The following is a 16,618-nucleotide window of genomic DNA, read 5'->3' on the forward strand; positions in this document are numbered from 1 at the left end:
CGTGCGGTCCGCACGGCGCCCCCTGTCACCCGGCTCGCGGTCGGGCGCGCTACGGCACCTGCACCCACTGGGCCTTGCTGGGCGTGCCGTCGCCGTCGGTGACGAACAGCATGTACCAGCCGGACTGGACCAGGTTCTTGTTCTTCGGCACGGTCACCGTGACCTTGTCACCGTCGGTGGTGAAGTCCAGGGCGATCGAGCGCTGGTCCACGTCGGTGACGTGGGTGGTGGCGCTCGGCCGGATCAGCCGCGCCTTCTTGACCGACGCGGCGTCCGCGGAGGTGAACGTGCCGGACGCGCCGCGCTCGATCGTCTGCGGCCCGCCGGAGAGGTCGGGCTGCCCCTCGTCGCCGTACAGGTACGGCGGCGTGTAGATCTCGATGCGCTGCTCGAACTCGCCCGGCTTGGTGTTGGCCTTGTCGGCGAAGAGCGAGTCCGAGCCGAAGAACATCACGCGGCCGTCGGGCAGCAGGAGCGAGCCCGCATGGTAGTTGCGGCCCACCAGCGGGTCGGCGACCCGCCGCAGCTCGTTCTTCTCCGTGTCGTAGATCCGCGCCTCGAGGATGTCGGAGTCGCTGCGGCCGCGGTAGTCCTCCGAGCCGCCGGAGATCAGCACCTCGTCGTTCGGCAGGATCGACGCCTGCGGGTAGCGGGTGCCCTTGTCCAGCGACGGCCCGTCCACGAACCGCGGGTCGTCGGCCTTCAGGTCGACGATCCGGGTCTTCTCACTGGACCGCTGGGACTCGCCGACCCCGCCGCCGCCGATGACCATGTACCTCTCGTCCTGGGCGGGCGGCAGCAGCACCGTGTTGGACGTCTCCATCAGGTCGGGGTCGCTCAGCCCGGGGACCTTCTTGAACGTGTTGGTCTCCACGTCCCAGACGCCCGGGTCACGGCCGACGTCGTCCGGCCCGTACCCCGCGTTCGACCCCGAGTAGAAGATCTTGCCGTTCTGCATCAGGAACAGCGCCGGGTACGTCGGGAACTGCCGGACCTTGTCGGTGTACTCCCACTCCTTGGTCTCCGGGTCGTAGATCTCGTTCTTGCCCGGGACCAGCTGGCCGATGTCGTCGAGGCCGGAGACGCTGAGGATCCTGCCGTCGCTCAGGGTGGTGAGCGTCGGGTACCAGCGGGCCTCCTTCATCGGGTCGACCTTGATGTACTTCTCGGCGACCGGGTCGAACTCGTAGGCGTCCCGGATGCCCTGGAAGTCCTTCTTGTCCAGGGCGAGTTTCTCGGCGATGCCGTACGTGTTGCGCGCGTCGGCGCCGGTGAGGCCGTGCACCTCGTAGTTGTCCTGCGTGCCGGTCTCGTACGCGGCGCCCTCCTTCTGCGCCTCGACGTAGATACGGCCCACCCCCGGGGTGGTGCCGAGGAACTCGCCCGTCTCCGGGTCGAACTCCTTCTCGGCGCGCGGCACGAGCACCGGGTCCTTCGAGACGAAGGTCTTGCCGTTCTCCTTGCCGGTGAACTTCGTTCCCGCGGGCAGGGTGATCGGCTTGTCCGGGTTCTCGTTGTGGACGAGCATCAGGCCGCCGGCCTTCTTCACGTCGCCCTTGAGCTTCTCGTACCGCTTGGTGCCGCCCGCGATCAGCAGATTGCCGTTGGCGAGCTGTGTGTGGCCGGTGCAGAACAGGTCGGTGGGCGTCGGCACCTTCTTGACGGTCCCCTTGACCGGGTCCCAGATCCGGGTGTCGTACTTCTTCGCGTCGAAGTTGTCCTGGTCGTTGCCCGATCCCGCGACGAGCAGCACCTTGCCGGTGCGCAGCAGCGCCGCGTGGATGGTGTTCTGCCGGTACTCCTCGGGGAAATCGATGATCTCCCACTTGCCGTTCGCGGCCTTGTACTCCGGCTGGTTGATCTTGTACTGGTGGTATTTCTCCGTCCCGAAGCGGTACAGCCACGGGCCGTTCATCCCGGCCAGCGCGAGCACCACCACCGTGCCTATCGCGATCCGACGGGCGCGACGGCGGCCTGCACGGTCAGTCATTCCTTACGTCCCCCAAGTCCACCAAGGGCGATCTGCATGGTCTGGTCGTCACCGGGGTTGCCGCCCCCGGGCCCTCCCGGCCCTTCGGGGCCCCCTGGTCCGCCCGGTGCGCCGTGGGAGCCGGCCCACCGGGGCCGGGGCTGCGGCTGGTGCGGGGCGTGCTGCTGCGGCATCCGCACGCCGTCGGCGGGGGGCGCGCTCTCGTGCTGCTGCCCCGCCGCGTGCGCACCGGGCTTCTTCCGGTCCCGCCGCATGCCGTGGCGCCAGGCGAACATCGGCGCCGCGGTGATGAGCAGGGCGAAGGTGGCCCAGACGACCATCGCCGGGTGGGAGTTCCCGAAGGCGAAGCCCGCGGCGATGGAGCCACCGAAGATCAGGATGAAGTACCAGTGGTACCGGAAGGTGCCGAACCAGGTGTCCGGGCTGGCCGAGTCGCCCTTCGGGGTGACCACGAACTTGCTCTTGCGGCGCAGCACCGAGTCGATCAGCGCCTTCGCGTACAGCGGGGCCGACAGCGCGGACATCACCATGCCGGCCACACCGCCGGAGCCCTCCGGCTCGTGCGGCGAGACGTTGTGGCGGCGGTTCCAGACGTACAGGCCGATCTGCAGCGCGGAGGCGTTGCCGTAGAGCATCAGCCAGACGGCCGGGTCGATGTTCACACCCGAGGCGCCCAGGCCCAGGAACAGCGCGCAGCTCAGCGCCGCGAGGATCCAGTTCAGGGCGGACATCGGGTAGAAGATGATCATCATCGTGTAGTTGAAGAGCTTGCTCGGCGGGAGCGAGTACCAGCCCTTCCAGTACTGCTTGAGGATCGTCTCGTACGTGCCGCGCGACCAGCGCATCTGCTGGGTGAAGAAGTCGGTCCAGGCGTTGGGGCCCTCACCGACCGCGAGCACGTCCGGGGTGTAGACCGAGCGCCACTTCCGTCCGGTCTCCGGGTTCTTGGCGCGGTGCATCTCGAACCCGGTCGCCATGTCCTCGGTGATCGAGTCGTACAGGCCGCCGATCTGCTTCAGCGCCTTGATGCGCACGGCGTTGGAGGTGCCCACGAACATGGGCGAGCCGTAGCGGTTGCCGGCGCGCTGGATCAGCGCGTGGAAGAGGAACTGCTGGGACTCGGCGGCCTTGGTGACGAAGTTGTCGTAGTTGCCGTAGACCTGCGGGCCGATGACGAAGCCGACGTCCGGGTCGCGGAAGAAGCCGAGCATCCGCTCCAGGTAGTTCGGCAGCGGCACGTGGTCGGTGTCCACCGAGGCGAAGAAGTCGTAGTGGTCGCCGTGCGCGTCCAGCCAGGCGTTGTAGTTGCCGTGCTTGGTCTTGGCGCGGTGCGGGCCCTTGGGCTGGTTCCACTTCGCGACGCCCTTGCGGGAGAAGTGGTGCACGCCGAGGCGCTCGCAGACCGCCTTCACCTCGGGGTCGTCGCCCTCGTCGAGCAGCCACACGTGCATCAGGCCCCGGTGGCGGATCCTCACCGCCGCCTCCAGGGTCTTCGTCACCATCTCCAGCGGCTCCTTGCCGGGCACGAAGGAGGTGAGGAAGGCCACCCGGGTGCCGGTCTCGGGCACCACCGGGACCGGGTCGCGGGCGACGAGCGTGGCGTGCGCGTTCGACACCACGTTCATGCAGCGGAAGAGCTCGATCAGACCGATCGACACCAGCATCACGACGTCGAGGGCGGGCAGCCACTCGAACGCCGGGTAGTCGCGCTCCGTCCAGTGCGAGGGCTGGAGCAGCCACACCAGCAGCACGAGCGACAGCACGGGGGCGGCCAGCAGCATCAGCACGATGCGGATGCGGTGCGGCTCCTGCGAGATCAGCGAGCGGTACTGGACCGTGTACGGCTTGTTCGGGTCGGGCTGGGTGAGGGGACCCGCGAGGCGGCTGTAGTGCTCGTAGTCGTATCTGGGCAGCGCTTTCTTGATCCGGTGGAACGTACCGGTGTTCCAGTTCCGGTGGCCGGGCACCCTGAGCTGGGTGGTCTGGGACGGGTCGTCGTCCCGGTGGGCGCCCGTCGGCGTCGGCGTCATGAGTCATCCCCCCACACGCGGCACGCGCGCGTGTTTCGTTGCTTCCTAGCGTCCGCGCCGGTCCCCTCGACCTCCGGACGTGTCAGTGGTGGACCGCGGTCACCAGATCACGCACACCTTATAGACACGAGCCCGTGTCCTTCCGGTTGCGTGACCCCCTCCGGCGCCGGCGCGGGGAGACGGGGTCCTTTACCCCGCCCCGGCCGACGGCCGGCTCCCCCCGATCCCCCCGACGGCCGCGACGGCACGGCCGTGTGAAGGGACCAGGGTCCCGGTTCGCTCCTCATGATCGCAAGGTGCGAAACACGGTGCAGACCGGGCATGGGCGACCTAAGGGACGCCTGAGGGTGGCCTGCGATGTCACAGTTCCGTACGGGGCGCGAGAGCGTGGCGCTCAACGGCGGCGAGAGAGTTTCCGGCCAAAAAGCGGCGGGCCCCTCGTCCACGAGGGGCCCGCCGTGTCGGTGCGCCGCCAGGGACTCGAACCCCGGACCCGCTGATTAAGAGTCAGCTGCTCTAACCAACTGAGCTAGCGGCGCCTGCTGACGGCAGAACTCTACAGGACTCCGGGACGTGCTCGTGACGGCTCCGGCCCGGCGGCCCGCCCCGGCGCATCCGGAGGACGGGGCCTTTACGTCATTCGGACCGTCAAAATGCGCGCCCGGAGGACCGTTGGGACACTGACCGTCGTGCGCGGATGCGGAGAAACGTTCCGGGAATGTGAGGTCAATCGCATGGGGTCTCCGGTGTGCGAGGAATGCGGTCCGGCCGGAGACCGCGCGTCCCCCGGGTGCGGGCGGGAAGGACGGGAGCGGCCGCTGCCCCGTGCCGGGCGGCGCTCGCCGGGGCGCCGCGCCGCCCTCGTGGTGGCCGCGGTCACGTCCGCCGTGTTCGGCACCCATCCGGTCCCCGCGGTCGCCGCCCATGACGCCCGGGTCTCCACGGGCCAGGGCGTTCCCGCAGGTCAGGGCAGCGGCGGCGGGCAGGGGGCGCCGGGTCCGCTGTTCGGGGCCGACGGCCGCACGGGTTCCGCGACGCCGCCCGGCGGCCCGGTGACGATCCCCGCCATCAGCCGGACGGACATCATCGGGCGGGCCGCCGCCTGGGTCAGCCAGAAGGTCCCCTACAGCGTGTCCTCCCACTGGTCCGACGGATACCGGCAGGACTGCTCGGGCTATGTGTCGATGGCCTGGAAACTGCCCGGCAACGAATGGACGGGCAGCCTCGCGCAATACGCCGACGAAATCACCAAGGCGGAACTCCGGCCGGGCGACATCCTCCTGTTCCACAATGCGGCCGATCCGTACAACGGTTCGCACGTCGTCATTTTCGGCGGGTGGACCGACTCCGCCCGCACCCAGTACGTCGCCTACGAGCAGACCCCGCCGCACACCCGCCGGATGACCACGCCGTACGCCTACTGGAACAACTCGGCGCGCTATGTGCCGTACCGCTACAAGGGGGTGACCGACGGGGCGGCGGGAGCGGCTTCGGAGGCCGCCGCAGCCGCCCGGCCCGCGTCTTCGGCCGAGCCGCCGGTGGCGGATTCCCGACCCGGCCCCGAGGGTGCGGACACCGTGGAGCCCGGCGGCGACGAGCTCGTGCCCGCCGCGCCCGCCGTGCCGGAGGGCCCGCTCGGAGCGGGCGCCGGGGACGGGACGGCCCCCGTGGCGCCGGCGCGGCGGGGCGTCGCCGTGGACGGTGCTCCGGGCCCGCCGGCCGGGCGGTCCGGCGGGGCGCCGCACCCCTCAAACGGAGGTTCCGCTTCTGCTCCGGCCGGCCCTCTCGCCGCGCCCGCCCCGCACGGGGTGCCGGGCTCTCCGGGCCGTGCGGCGTCCCGCCCGGGAGCGGAGAACGCACCCGTCACCCGGCTGGGCCGGGAGCCGGCGGCGAAGGGGCCCGTGCGGTGCCGCCACCAGGAGCCGGGCCCGCGCCGGAGCGAGGAGGACCGCCGCGACGCGGCCGGCTTCCAGCGGGCGCGGGGCCTGCGCGGCGGGGCGGCCGACGGCGTCCCGGAGCCGGGGGCCGGGCAGCGGCTCCTCGCCTGAACCGACCGGGGCGCCGGGCGTCCGCCCCCGCCCGAGTCCCTCGATGTGACGCGTCTGGCGCGGAGGCTGGAGGCACGCATGACCACCACGACACCCCACGTCCCCGAGCACGTCCCCGAGTCCGAGGGGCCGGCGGACGCCGTGGCCGGCCGCCCGGTCCGGCTGATCCACACCGAGTCCACCACCGAGATCCCCGTCCACCTGCTGTTCCGCGAGGAGCCCGTGCCCGCACCGCCCCCGGCGGAGGTCGAGCCGCGGCCCGCGGCCGGCGCCCGCCGCCCCGACGCCGGCCGGGACGACCGGGACACCCGGGACCTCAGGGTGCGGGCCCGCGCCGCCGCGCCCGGCGTCGACCCGGCGATCGTGGAGCGGCCCGCCCGGGTGCTGCCGGGCATCGCGGGCGTGATCGCGGGGGTGTGCGGCACGGCGGGCTGCGTGGCCACGGCGTGGTGGGCGGGGGTGCTGCCGCCCCTGGCCGCGGAGGCGCTCGGCCTGTCCGTCCGGGCCGGCGGCCCCGGTCCCGCGCAGTGGGCGGCGTTCGCCGGGGCCGGGGCGCTCGGGCTGTTCGGCTTCGGCGGACTGGCCCGCGGGCGGACCGGGCGGGCCTGGGTGCTCGGGCTGTTCGGCCGCTACCGGGGGACCGTGCGGGGCACCGGACTGCTGTGGGTGAACCCGCTGTTGCTGCGCCGCCGGGTCGACGTGCGGCTGCGGCACTGGCGCGGCGGGCCGCTGCCGGCGGCCGACCGCGGCGGGGTCGCGCTGCGGGTGGCCGTGCAGGTGGTGTGGCGGGTGCGGGACACCGCGCGGGCGACGCTGGGGGTGCAGGACCACGAGGGGTACCTGCGGGCGTGCGTGGAGGCGGCGTTGCTGCGGGTGCCGGTGGCGGCGCCGGGCGCCGGGCGGGGCGCGGTGCAGACGACGCAGGACGCGCTGACCCGGCTGGTCGCGGCGGACGCCGGGCCGGTGGGGGTGGAGGTCCTGGCGGTGCGTCCGCTGCGGGTGGAGTACGCGCCGGAGGTGGCCGCCGCGATGCACCGGCGCCGGATCGCGGCGCTGGACGCCCGGCACCGGGCGAGCGTGATCGGCTCGGTCGTGGACTCGGTGGAGGACACCGTGACCCGGCTGACCATGCGCGGTCTGGTGGACCTGGACGACTGCGAGCGCAAGGTGCTGGTGAAGGACCTGACGGTGGCGTTCTGCGCGGGGCGGGGCGAGACCGGGCCATGAGCGGCGGGGAAAGGCCGGGAAAGGACGGGGGAGGCGGGGAGAACAAGCCCTGTGATTGGTATGGACATGTTCAACCAACGTCCTTACTCTGAGCCTTGGTCTAGACCTGCACTCTGAACACTCCCCCACACTCCAGGAGCGGCAGCATGCGTAAACGGACCAAGTTGTACGCGGCCGCGGTGGGACTGGCCACGACCGGAGCGCTCATGCTCTCCTCCGGCGGGGCCAGCGGCCACGGCTACACCGACCTGCCGGTCAGCAGGCAGAAGCTCTGCCAGAACGGCTCGGTCTCCAATTGCGGCGCCATCCAGTGGGAGCCGCAGAGCGTCGAGGGCCCGAAGGGCTTCCCGGCAGGCGGCCCCGCCGACGGCAGGCTCTGTTCGGCCGGCAACGCGCCCTTCGCCGCGCTCGACGCCCCGCGCACGCCGTCGGGCGGCGCCTGGCCGACCACCCGGGTCACCGGTGGCCAGAACTACACCTTCCGGTGGCAGTTCACGGCCATGCACGCCACGACCGACTTCAAGTACTACATCACCAAGCCGGGCTGGAACCAGAACCACAACCTGTCCCGGTCCGACCTCAACCTCACGCCGTTCCTGACCGTCCCCTACAACGGCCAGCGTCCGCCGCAGACCCTGTCGCACAGCGGCCGGCTGCCCACCGGGCTCAGCGGTCACCACGTGATCCTCGCGGTGTGGACGGTCCACGACACGGGCAACGCGTTCTACGCCTGCTCGGACGTGACCTTCTAGCGCCTCCCGGACCGGTCCGGGCTCCGGCCGGGCCGGTCCCCGGCAGGTCCGGGCACGTCAAAGGGCCTCTCGCTCCCACGAGAGGCCCTTCTCGGTGCGCCGCCAGGGACTCGAACCCCGGACCCGCTGATTAAGAGTCAGCTGCTCTAACCAACTGAGCTAGCGGCGCATGACTCCCGCCGTCCGCTTCCGCGGTCGGCGACGGAGAAAATCATACCTGGTCCGGGGAGGTGCTCCCGACCACCTCGGCCGGGGGCCCGGTCCGCGCGACCGTCCCTAGATCGCCAGCGACAGCAGGACGGGCGCGGCGTTGCGGTTGAGGGTGTCGGCGGCCCGGCGCAGCCGGTGGGCGTGCTCCAGCGGCAGGGACAGCGCCAGGCATCCGGCCGTGGACCCGGCGGTGAGCGGGACGGCCGCGCAGACCGTGCCGACCGCGTACTCCTGGAGGTCCAGGACCGGCACCGTCGGCGGCTGCGAGGCGAGCCTCGACAGCAGCAGGCGGTCGCTGGTGATGGTGCGCGAGGTGAGCCGGGCCGGGCGGTGCCGGGCCAGGTGGTCGCGCCGGCCCTCGTGGTCGAGCTGGGTGAGCAGACTCTTGCCGACCGCCGTGGCGTGCGCGGAGTAGCGGAAGTCCACCCACTCGTTCACCTTCGGGGCGGCCGGGGAGTCGGCGTACTGGGTGACCCTGACCTCGCCGTCGACGTACCGGCTGAGGTAGACGGCGGCGCCCACGGAGTCGCGCAGCCGGTCCAGGGTGTGCTGAAGGGTGTCCCGCAGGGCCTCCTGGTGTCCGTCGGCGGAGTCCAGCCGGGCGAAGGCCGCCCCGGTGACGTACCCGCCGTCGGCGATCTGCTCGACGTAGGCCTCGCGGCGCAGCATGCGCAGGAGGGTGGTCAGCCGCTCCGTGCCGATGCCGGTCTCGCGGGCGAGTTCGGTCTCGTTGATTCCTGTGCCGCGCCGCGCCACCGTCTCCAGGACGCGCAGCGCGTCCTGGACCGAGTGGTACGACGCGGTCGGCTCGTGCCTCAGCGCCACGGTTTCCCCCTGCGCTCGCTACGTAGACCCGTCGGAACCGTCCCGGCCGCCGGGCGGACGGGGGCGGTGTCCAAGGGCCTGGGGCCGCAATCCGGTCGACGAATCCCCTCCACGATAGCCGTCAAAAGGCGTACGAAAAGCGGGGGTTGACAAGATGGCGGCCCTCTGAACTGCGATGTCGACCCTCTGGCATATGCCACAGGGATGACCCAGGCCGTAGACCTCGGACAATGCGCCGGGCGCGCTCCGGTGGCTACAGGACCGCGCTGAGGAACTCCCGCGTCCGGTCGTGCTCCGGCTCGTTGAAGATCTTCTCCGGCGAGCCCGCCTCGATGACCCGGCCCGAGTCGAACATCAGCACCTGGTCCGAGATGTCCCGCGCGAAGTTCATCTCGTGGGTCACGCAGAGCATCGTGATGTCGGTGGAGCGGGCGATGTCCCGCAGCACGTCCAGCACGCCGGCCACCAGCTCCGGGTCCAGGGCCGAGGTGACCTCGTCCAGCAGCAGCACCTGCGGGCGCATCGCCAGCGCCCGGGCGATCGCCACCCGCTGCTGCTGGCCGCCGGAGAGCTGTCCGGGACGTTTTCCGAGGTGCTCGGTCAGCCCGACCATCTCCAGCAGCTCCCGCGCCCGCTCCTCGGCCGCGTCCTTGGACATGCCGAGCACGGTGACCGGGGCCTCGGTGATGTTCCGCAGCACGGTCATGTTCGGGAACAGGTTGAACTGCTGGAAGACCATGCCGATCTTCTTGCGGACCTCGCGGACCTGCTTCTCCGGGGCCGGGAAGAGCTGCTGCCCGTCGACGGTGATCGTGCCCTCGTCGGGCTTCAGCAGGGTCATCAGCAGCCGCAGGATCGTGGTCTTGCCGGACCCGGACGGGCCGATCAGCGTCACGTGCTTGCCGGCGTCGACGGAGAAGTCCAGGTGGTCCAGGACCGTGTGGTCGCCGAACCGCTTGGTGACCCGCTCCAGCCGGATCAGCTCACCCGTGCTGCGCGGACCCCCGGGCTTCTTCTCGAACGGGGCGTGGGTGTCAGTGGACAAGGCGTCGCTCCAGGGCTCGCAGGGCAAGGGAGGCCAGGTAGGAGATGACGATGAAGGCGACGCCGATCACCGTCAGGGGCTCGGTGAACTGGAAGTTCTGCTGGGCGAACAGCCGTGCCTGGCCGAGCATCTCCAGCACGGTGACGGCCATCAGCAGCGGGGTGTCCTTCAGCATCGAGATGACGTAGTTGCCGAGCGCGGGCACCACCCGGCGCACGGCCTGCGGCAGGATCACCACGGTCCACGTCCGGCGCGGCGGCAGGTTCAGCGCCGTCGCCGCCTCCCACTGGCCCACCGGCACGGCCTCGATGCCGGCGCGGTAGACCTGCATCGTGTACGTCGAGTAGTGCAGCCCGATGGCGAAGACGCCGGTGGTCAGCGCCGAGAAGGTGATCTCCCACTCGGGCAGCACGTAGAAGAGGAAGAACAGCTGCACCAGCAGCGGGGTGTTGCGGATGAACTCCGTGACGCCGCCGACCGGCCAGGTCACCCAGCGCGTCGGCGCCCGCATCAGCAGCGCCCACACCAGGCCCAGCACGAAGGAGATCAGCGAGCCGAACACCAGGATCTGCAGGGTGACCCACAGACCGTCCCAGAAGTACGGCATGAAATCGGCGACCGCGCCCCAGTCCCACGTCACGAGACACCACTTCCCTCGGGCACGCGCACGGCGGCGGTCCTCTTCTTCGGCGCCTTGCCGGCGCCCGCCTTCAGCTTCTTCTCGAGGCCGCGCATCGACCGGGTGAGCAGGAAGGCGATCACGAAGTAGATGAGCAGGACGTACGTGTAGATCTCCGCGCTCTCCTGCAGCGCCAGACGCACCAGGTTGGCGCTGAACGCCAGGTCGCCCATGCCCATGATCGACACCAGGGCGGTGCCCTTGAGCAGCTCGATCAGCAGGTTGGAGAACGGCGGGATCATCTCCGGCACCGCCTGCGGCAGCAGGATGAGCCGCATCCGCTGCCAGGGCGTGAAGCTGAGGGCGATGCCGCCCTCGCGCTGGGCCGGGTCCACCGCGGCGAGGGCGCCGCGCACGACCTCCGCCCCGTACGCCCCGTAGGTCAGGCCGAGCGCCAGGGTGCCCGCCCACAGCGGCACGAGCTGCCAGCCGAAGGCCGGGGGCAGCACGAAGAACACCCAGAAGATCATCACCAGCGCGGAGGTGCCGCGGAACACCTCGGTGTAGAAGCCCGCGAGGAAGCGGACGATCCACAGCCGGTGGGTGCGGGCGACGCCGACCACGAACGACACCGCGGCGGCGAGCAGCGCGCTGAGCACCAGCAGCTGGATCGTGACCCAGACGCCGTCGAGTACGCGTTCCCAGAGTCCGGAGGTCATCCGCCGCACAACTCCTTCGCGGTCAGATCGGTCATCTCGTCCTCGGTGAACCCGAACGGCCTGAGGATGCGCAGCAGTTCGCCGCTCTTCTTGAGTTCCGCCAGCTCGACGTTGAAGGCGTCGCGCAGCTTGGTCTCGGTGGGCCGGAACGCGAACGCGCCGCCGTCGACGTGCGGCTTGCCGTCGACGATGGGCTTGAAGGGCTCGGTGACCTCGGCCTTGCGGGACTTCTTGACCACCTCGCGGGTGGTGACCGCGGTACCGGCGAAGACGTCGGCGCGTCCGGCCTCGACGGCGTTCAGGCCGGCGACCTGATCGGGGACGATCAGGATGTCGCTCTCCTTGTACCCGGCCTCCACGGCGTACGCGATCTCCGCGTAGCCGGTGCCGGTGGCGAACTTCGCCTTCTTCTCGACGACGTCCCGGTAGTCGCGCAGCCCCAGCGGGTTGCCCTTGCGGACGATGAACGAGTCGAGCATCTGGTAGTCGGGATCGGCGAAGATGACCTGCTCGCAGCGCTCGGGGTTGACGTACATGCCCGCGGCCACGACGTCGAACTGCTGCGAGTTCAGCCCCGGTATGAGCGAGCCGAACTCGGTGGGCACGGGCTGCACCCGGTCCACCCCCAGCCGTTTGAAGATGACCTTGGCCAGCTCCGGCGCCTCGCCGGTCAGCTCCCCGTTCCTGTCGATGTAGCCGAACGGGATCTCGCCGGCGATGCCCAGCCGGACCACGCCCGCCGCCCTGAGCCGGTCGAGCAGGTCACCGCCGTCCGCCGTGGCGGCGGTCGGTACGCGGGAACACCCCGCGGCGCCCAGCGCGCCGAGCGCCGCGACCCCCGCGAGCAGCGACCGACGCGAGGGCCCGGAGGTCCCGTGTATTCGTCTCAATGGGTGAAGTGGTGGAGCCATGGCGGCGCAGCTACCCGAACGGATGCGAGTTATTCCGGCCAGTTTCGGCCCCGTCCGGCGGTGGGACGGCCGCGACCGGCACGGGACCATGGGGCGCACGGCCGACCGGCTCCCCGGGATCTCCCCGGTCGGGCGCGAGGCGGCCGGCGCCGGCGGGACCGGCTGTCCCGGACGGCGCCCGCCCGCACGTCACGCGTACTCCCTACGCGCCCGTCGAGGTCGGTCCGGACCCCGCCCGGCCGGCCGGCGAGCACGAGACGCCGGGCGACGCGGTCCCGCACCGGCCCGCCGACGTACGACGTGATCCCGGAGCGGGGGGCGGAGCCGCGCATACCGGTCATCTCGGCCAACCAGGTGATCATGTGGGCGGCGCTGCGCCGATTGGGTACCCGGGCGGTGGACCGTATCAGGCGCTGATCGACGCGTCCGCGCGCTCCGGGACCGTCGTGCCGGACCGGACCTCCGGCCCCGTGGTGCCGGACGCGCCCGGAGAGAAGCAGCAGGAAGGCTGGACATGACCGCACTGGGATTCCTCTACCCCGGCCACGCCGCGGAGGACGACTATCCGCGCATCGAGCAGCTGCTGGGCAGCGACATCCGCGTGGAACTGGTGCACACCGACATCGGCGAGGACGCGCGCCGGGCGGACACCCTGCGCGGGGCGGGCTCGCCCGAGCGGCTGGCGGCCGGCCTGGAGGAGCTGCGGCTCGCCGGCGCCGAGGCCGTGGTGTGGGCCTGCACCAGCGGCAGCTTCGTGCACGGCTGGGAAGGGGCCCACGAGCAGGTGCGCGGTCTCGCGCTGGCCGCGGGCATGCCCGCCTCCTCCACCTCCTTCGGCTTCGTGCACGCGCTGCGCGAGATCGAGGTCCGCCGGGTCGCCGTCGGCGCGACCTACCCCGACGACATCGCCCGGCTGTTCGCCGACTTCCTGCGGGCCGGGGGAGCGGAGGTCACCGCGGTGCACGGTGCGGGGATCACCACGGCCGCCGAGGCGGGCGCCTGGGGCGAGCGGGAGCTGTTCGCGCTGGCCCGCGCGGCCGACTCCCCGGACGCCGAGGCGGTGCTCCTGCCGAACACCGCCCTGCACACCGTCGCCCACATCCCCGCCCTGGAGAAGGAGCTGGGCAAGCCGGTCCTCACCGCCAACCAGGTCACCGCCTGGCAGTGCCTGCGCCTCACCGACCGCCGCGTGAACGCCCCCGAACTGGGCGCGCTCTTCACCCGGGAGCCGGTCGTCCAGGTGTGATCCGTCCGCAGGGACGTGAGGAACGCCACCTTCACCGGCGTACGTCCTCCCGCGCGCCCGGAGCGCGTTCCCGTCACCGCCTTTGTGCGCCCCGCGAGCTGGGTAGTCACCGGTCGGCCCCGCCCGTGCGGGCGGGGCCGACCGGCCGCCTCGGGCCGGACGCCCTCTTGCGGGGGCGCGGGACAATGGACGGTGGCCCTCCGGCACCCGGAGGCCACCGCGACGTACGAAGGAGAAGTCATGGCGGAGCACACGCCGCGCCCGGACCAGCCGCGGCTACGCCCCGCGCCCCTGCTGTTCGAGCCCGCGCAGGCGGCCTCGGACCCCGAGCACTTCTTCGACCTGGAGTCGCTCGAGGATCCGCGCGCACTGCTGGAGCGGGCCACGGAGCTGACGCTCGCGTTCCGTGCCGCCGCGGACCGGGCGACGGAGTTCCAGGCGATGGCGGCGGCCCAGCTCGCCGACCCCCGGCGCTTCGACCGGCTGTCCACGGCGGACATCGCCGAGCGCGCCGAGTGGACCGAGGACTACGCGAAGAAGATGGTCGAGTTCGGCCGCGACCTGATGCGCGGCGGCGAGGGCCCGGGGCACGTCGACCCCGTGTGAGCCACGTGCCCCTCCCGGTCCCGGTCCCTCCGGTCGGACGGGGGTGGTCGAACGGGTGTGGCATATGCCGGGTGACAGGGTACGCGCTCGGCCGGGCCCCCGTCAGGGATTCCGGCAACTCTGGGAAACCGTTCCCTCACGGCGCGTAGAAATATCTGTATGAGCAGCACACCGAATGTCTCCGACGTCCGCGGCGTCACCCCGGAAGGAGCCGCCTGGCTCGCTGCGGCCGGAGCCGCCCGCGCCCTCTGGGACGAGCGGTCGGACGCCCCCGTGGTCCTGTCCTGCGGCGTGGTCTTCGACGTGGTGAGCGTGCCCGCCGTCTTCGGGCGCCGGATGCTGGACCGGCTGTGGGAGGAGGGGCCGGGCTCGGGGCCCGTGGCGGAGTACCGGGGCCGGATGCTGCTGTTCGGCGCCGTGGGCACGGCCCAGCGGCTGCCCGCCCTGCTGAGGTGGGAGGAGTGGGGCGCGCGCGGCAGCCGCACGCACGGCGTCCCGCCGCTGCTGTGCCACGGCGCCGGCGACGCGGTGACCGTCCCCGGACTCGCCGGACCGGTGGACCCCGACGAGGCGCCCCTCGCCCGCTGGCTGGTCGCCCCCGACAGCCGGAGCCCCTGGCTGCCGGGCCCGGAGGTGCTGCTCTGGGCGGCGGTCCGGGCGGCCCGGGCGGCCGTGCGGATATCGATTTTTCCTCCCGCCGATCGTGGTGCTAATGTCTACGACGTCAGCAGGCGCCGCTAGCTCAGTTGGTTAGAGCAGCTGACTCTTAATCAGCGGGTCCGGGGTTCGAGTCCCTGGCGGCGCACGACACGAAGAAGGCCCCTCGCGCGAGCGGGGGGCCTTCTTCGTGCAGGCGTCGTCGGCCCCGCCGGCCCTCAGGACGAGCGGGCCGTGCGTCCGCCGGTGGTGATCTTGACCGTCCAGGCGCCGGCGGCCGTGCGGCCCTCCACGTCGACGCGGACGGACTCGCCGGGGACCGTGAAGCTCTCGCCGAGGGCGACCGGGGCGTCCGCCAGCGGGGGATAGACGGAGTCCTCCCAGCACGCCTCGGTGTGCGGGTGGGCGTCGATCACCTCGATGGGCCCGCGCCCCGAGCGGGTGCCGCTGCTCACCCGGTAGACCAGCACCCCCGCCCGGCAGGCCGCGCGGTCGTTGCCGACCGGGCCGCGCACCTCGAAGGCCAGGGCCGTGTCCGCGCCCGTGCGCACCACCGCCAGCTTGGCGCCCCGCCCCAGACCGAACGACGGCGTCCCCGCCGCCCCCGTCACCGGCGTCCCCGGCCCCGCCCCCAGCGGCTCCAGCGTCAGCCGCACCGGACCGCCCTCCTGCACGCACCGCACCTGGCGCGGCTCCAGCCACCCCAGCTTCCACTTGTGCCAGCCGAACAGGTCCGGGGCCAGCGCGAACTGGCTGCCCATCAGGTCCCAGTCCCCGACATGGGTGTCCCAGTCGCCCTTGCCGTCCACCGGCCGGTGGTACAGATCGGGCAGGTCGAAGACGTGCCCCGTCTCGTGCGCCAGCACCAGCCGGTCCGGGGGATGGTTCTCGAACACGGTGACGACCCGCCGGATGTCGACGCCGTCCGCACGCATCGGCCGGTCCAGGTTGACCACCTTCGTGGCGTCGGAGTCCACCCCCGGCGCGTCCGGGTCGGCGACGAAGTACACGATGTCGTAGCGCGAGTAGTCCACGTGCGGATCGGACGCGGCGAGCGCGTCCCGCAGGTAGGCCGCCCGGTGCGCCACCGTCCAGTCCCGCTGTATGGCGTACGCCGTCGACGGGCGCGGCATGCGGATCCACCGCTTCACCGGGTGCGCCCGCAGGCTGAACTTGCCGTAGGAGGCCTGCTCGAAGAAGCGGCCGGTCACCGGGAAGTGGTCGGCGACCAAGTCGTCCGGTGAGGTCAGCGGGTGCGCGTCGGGGAACGACAGGAACACCATCACCGCGTCCAGTCGCCGCGTCGGACGCGGATAGGCCGCGTTCCAGGTGTCCAGGCCCTCCGAGTGGTGGGCGTCGGTCCGGGTCAGCGCGCACGGCTCCGCCGAGAACGGCTCGGGACCGGACGGCACGCTCAGCAACGACGTCGCCGCGAGCGCCGACATGGTCGTGCACATCGCCGCCGTGGTCCGCAGCCGGGGCCGCACACCCGAACGGCCGAACCACTGCCGCAGTGCCTCACGACCGAGTCCTCTCGGGGTGAGCTGACGCGGCACGGGGACCTCCGGGAGACGGTTCGCGCGGGACACCGCACCCAGAGTGGGGTGATTTGTCGTACTGCGCCCTGTTCAGCTGCACCGGTCGGGTGAGAACGGAGCGACAACGGGCGGGACCGCACGCGGTCCGCACGGCCCGCGTGCACGGAACGTCACAACTGGTCGGGGGCCCGCAGA

General features: G+C 71.9%; 14 protein-coding genes, 3 tRNA genes and 1 pseudogene. 8 read left to right on the plus strand and 10 right to left on the minus strand.

Translation table 11 applies throughout. The features are described 5' to 3' along the window. Positions 1 to 49 precede the first annotated feature (49 nt). The 3 genes from glxA to C1708_RS20595 all read right to left on the minus strand — a co-directional run bounded on the left by glxA (position 50) and on the right by C1708_RS20595 (position 4,559). Positions 50 to 1,990 carry a radical copper oxidase GlxA gene (glxA, locus tag C1708_RS20585; protein ID WP_106414062.1) on the minus strand — a complete coding sequence of 647 codons (1,941 nt, stop codon included), beginning with the start codon at positions 1,988 to 1,990 and terminating at the stop codon, positions 50 to 52. Next, positions 1,987 to 4,020 carry a glycosyltransferase family 2 protein gene (locus C1708_RS20590; protein ID WP_106414063.1) on the minus strand — a complete coding sequence of 678 codons (2,034 nt, stop codon included), beginning with the start codon at positions 4,018 to 4,020 and terminating at the stop codon, positions 1,987 to 1,989. The genes glxA and C1708_RS20590 overlap by 4 nt, the downstream gene beginning before the upstream one ends. Before the next feature lie 465 nt (positions 4,021 to 4,485). Beyond that, positions 4,486 to 4,559 (minus strand) — tRNA-Lys (locus C1708_RS20595). A 327-nt stretch (positions 4,560 to 4,886) separates the two neighbouring features. Between C1708_RS20595 and C1708_RS20600 the strand changes: the two genes are divergently transcribed. The 3 genes from C1708_RS20600 (at position 4,887) to C1708_RS20610 (ending at position 8,047) form a co-directional block, all read left to right on the plus strand. Beyond that, positions 4,887 to 6,068 carry a hypothetical protein gene (locus tag C1708_RS20600; protein WP_342210903.1) on the plus strand — a complete coding sequence of 394 codons (1,182 nt, stop codon included), beginning with the start codon at positions 4,887 to 4,889 and terminating at the stop codon, positions 6,066 to 6,068. A 78-nt stretch (positions 6,069 to 6,146) separates the two neighbouring features. Continuing rightward, positions 6,147 to 7,295: an SPFH domain-containing protein gene (locus C1708_RS20605; protein ID WP_106414065.1), complete on the plus strand. Its 1,149-nt coding sequence runs from the start codon at positions 6,147 to 6,149 to the stop codon at positions 7,293 to 7,295. 146 nt (positions 7,296 to 7,441) lie between these two features. After that, positions 7,442 to 8,047: a lytic polysaccharide monooxygenase auxiliary activity family 9 protein gene (locus C1708_RS20610; protein ID WP_106414066.1), complete on the plus strand. Its 606-nt coding sequence runs from the start codon at positions 7,442 to 7,444 to the stop codon at positions 8,045 to 8,047. A 95-nt stretch (positions 8,048 to 8,142) separates the two neighbouring features. Here C1708_RS20610 and C1708_RS20615 read toward each other — a convergent pair. The 6 genes from C1708_RS20615 to ehuB form a co-directional block, all read right to left on the minus strand. Continuing rightward, positions 8,143 to 8,216 (minus strand) — tRNA-Lys (locus C1708_RS20615). 107 nt (positions 8,217 to 8,323) lie between these two features. Continuing rightward, positions 8,324 to 9,082 (minus strand): IclR family transcriptional regulator, encoded by a 759-nt coding sequence (locus C1708_RS20620; protein WP_106414067.1) that lies wholly within the window; start codon positions 9,080 to 9,082, stop codon positions 8,324 to 8,326. Positions 9,083 to 9,335: 253 nt separating this feature from the next. Then, the gene (gene ehuA / locus C1708_RS20625) at positions 9,336 to 10,127 is read right to left on the minus strand and encodes an ectoine/hydroxyectoine ABC transporter ATP-binding protein EhuA (RefSeq protein ID WP_106414068.1); all 792 of its coding nucleotides are present in this window, start codon (positions 10,125 to 10,127) and stop codon (positions 9,336 to 9,338) included. Next, complete coding sequence (gene ehuD, locus C1708_RS20630; RefSeq protein ID WP_106414069.1) at positions 10,117 to 10,767, minus strand: ectoine/hydroxyectoine ABC transporter permease subunit EhuD; 651 nt, start codon at positions 10,765 to 10,767, stop codon at positions 10,117 to 10,119. The genes ehuA and ehuD overlap by 11 nt, the downstream gene beginning before the upstream one ends. Next, positions 10,764 to 11,465, minus strand: a complete 702-nt coding sequence (ehuC, locus tag C1708_RS20635) for an ectoine/hydroxyectoine ABC transporter permease subunit EhuC (protein WP_106416399.1) — start codon at positions 11,463 to 11,465, stop codon at positions 10,764 to 10,766. The genes ehuD and ehuC overlap by 4 nt, the downstream gene beginning before the upstream one ends. Continuing rightward, positions 11,462 to 12,376 carry an ectoine/hydroxyectoine ABC transporter substrate-binding protein EhuB gene (ehuB, locus tag C1708_RS20640; protein WP_106414070.1) on the minus strand — a complete coding sequence of 305 codons (915 nt, stop codon included), beginning with the start codon at positions 12,374 to 12,376 and terminating at the stop codon, positions 11,462 to 11,464. Before ehuB ends, ehuC begins: the two co-directional genes overlap by 4 nt. A 273-nt stretch (positions 12,377 to 12,649) precedes the next feature. Between ehuB and C1708_RS35155 the strand changes: the two are divergent. The 5 genes and pseudogenes from C1708_RS35155 to C1708_RS20665 form a co-directional block, all read left to right on the plus strand. After that, positions 12,650 to 12,894, plus strand: a pseudogene (locus C1708_RS35155) (maleate cis-trans isomerase family protein); the annotation flags it as partial. Then, positions 12,891 to 13,622, plus strand: coding sequence for a maleate cis-trans isomerase family protein (locus C1708_RS20650; protein WP_106414071.1), 732 nt, complete (start codon positions 12,891 to 12,893; stop codon positions 13,620 to 13,622). The pseudogene C1708_RS35155 and the gene C1708_RS20650, both read left to right, overlap by 4 nt. Positions 13,623 to 13,862: 240 nt before the next feature. Then, positions 13,863 to 14,228, plus strand: a complete 366-nt coding sequence (locus tag C1708_RS20655; protein WP_106414072.1) for a DUF8844 domain-containing protein — start codon at positions 13,863 to 13,865, stop codon at positions 14,226 to 14,228. A 159-nt stretch (positions 14,229 to 14,387) separates the two neighbouring features. Then, positions 14,388 to 14,969, plus strand: coding sequence for a hypothetical protein (locus C1708_RS20660; RefSeq protein ID WP_106414073.1), 582 nt, complete (start codon positions 14,388 to 14,390; stop codon positions 14,967 to 14,969). Further along, positions 14,960 to 15,033 (plus strand) — tRNA-Lys (locus C1708_RS20665). The genes C1708_RS20660 and C1708_RS20665 overlap by 10 nt, the downstream gene beginning before the upstream one ends. A 70-nt stretch (positions 15,034 to 15,103) precedes the next feature. On the opposite strand, the gene C1708_RS20670 is transcribed toward C1708_RS20665, so the two are convergent. After that, positions 15,104 to 16,342: a M6 family metalloprotease domain-containing protein gene (locus tag C1708_RS20670; RefSeq protein ID WP_241911452.1), complete on the minus strand. Its 1,239-nt coding sequence runs from the start codon at positions 16,340 to 16,342 to the stop codon at positions 15,104 to 15,106. Between the last annotated feature and the right edge of the window lie 276 nt (positions 16,343 to 16,618).

It is taken from the genome of Streptomyces sp. DH-12, from assembly GCF_002899455.1.
Taxonomy (GTDB): domain Bacteria; phylum Actinomycetota; class Actinomycetes; order Streptomycetales; family Streptomycetaceae; genus Streptomyces.

Coding starts and splice junctions, on each gene's coding strand:
- glxA (WP_106414062.1), bottom strand. CDS start 1,990: ATGACTGACCGTGCAGGCCGCCGTCGCGCCCGTCGGATCGCGATAGGC.
- C1708_RS20590 (WP_106414063.1), bottom strand. CDS start 4,020: ATGACGCCGACGCCGACGGGCGCCCACCGGGACGACGACCCGTCCCAG.
- C1708_RS20605 (WP_106414065.1), top strand. CDS start 6,147: ATGACCACCACGACACCCCACGTCCCCGAGCACGTCCCCGAGTCCGAG.
- C1708_RS20610 (WP_106414066.1), top strand. CDS start 7,442: ATGCGTAAACGGACCAAGTTGTACGCGGCCGCGGTGGGACTGGCCACG.
- ehuC (WP_106416399.1), bottom strand. CDS start 11,465: ATGACCTCCGGACTCTGGGAACGCGTACTCGACGGCGTCTGGGTCACG.
- ehuB (WP_106414070.1), bottom strand. CDS start 12,376: ATGGCTCCACCACTTCACCCATTGAGACGAATACACGGGACCTCCGGG.
- C1708_RS20650 (WP_106414071.1), top strand. CDS start 12,891: ATGACCGCACTGGGATTCCTCTACCCCGGCCACGCCGCGGAGGACGAC.
- C1708_RS20655 (WP_106414072.1), top strand. CDS start 13,863: ATGGCGGAGCACACGCCGCGCCCGGACCAGCCGCGGCTACGCCCCGCG.
- C1708_RS20660 (WP_106414073.1), top strand. CDS start 14,388: ATGAGCAGCACACCGAATGTCTCCGACGTCCGCGGCGTCACCCCGGAA.
- C1708_RS20670 (WP_241911452.1), bottom strand. CDS start 16,342: ATGTGCACGACCATGTCGGCGCTCGCGGCGACGTCGTTGCTGAGCGTG.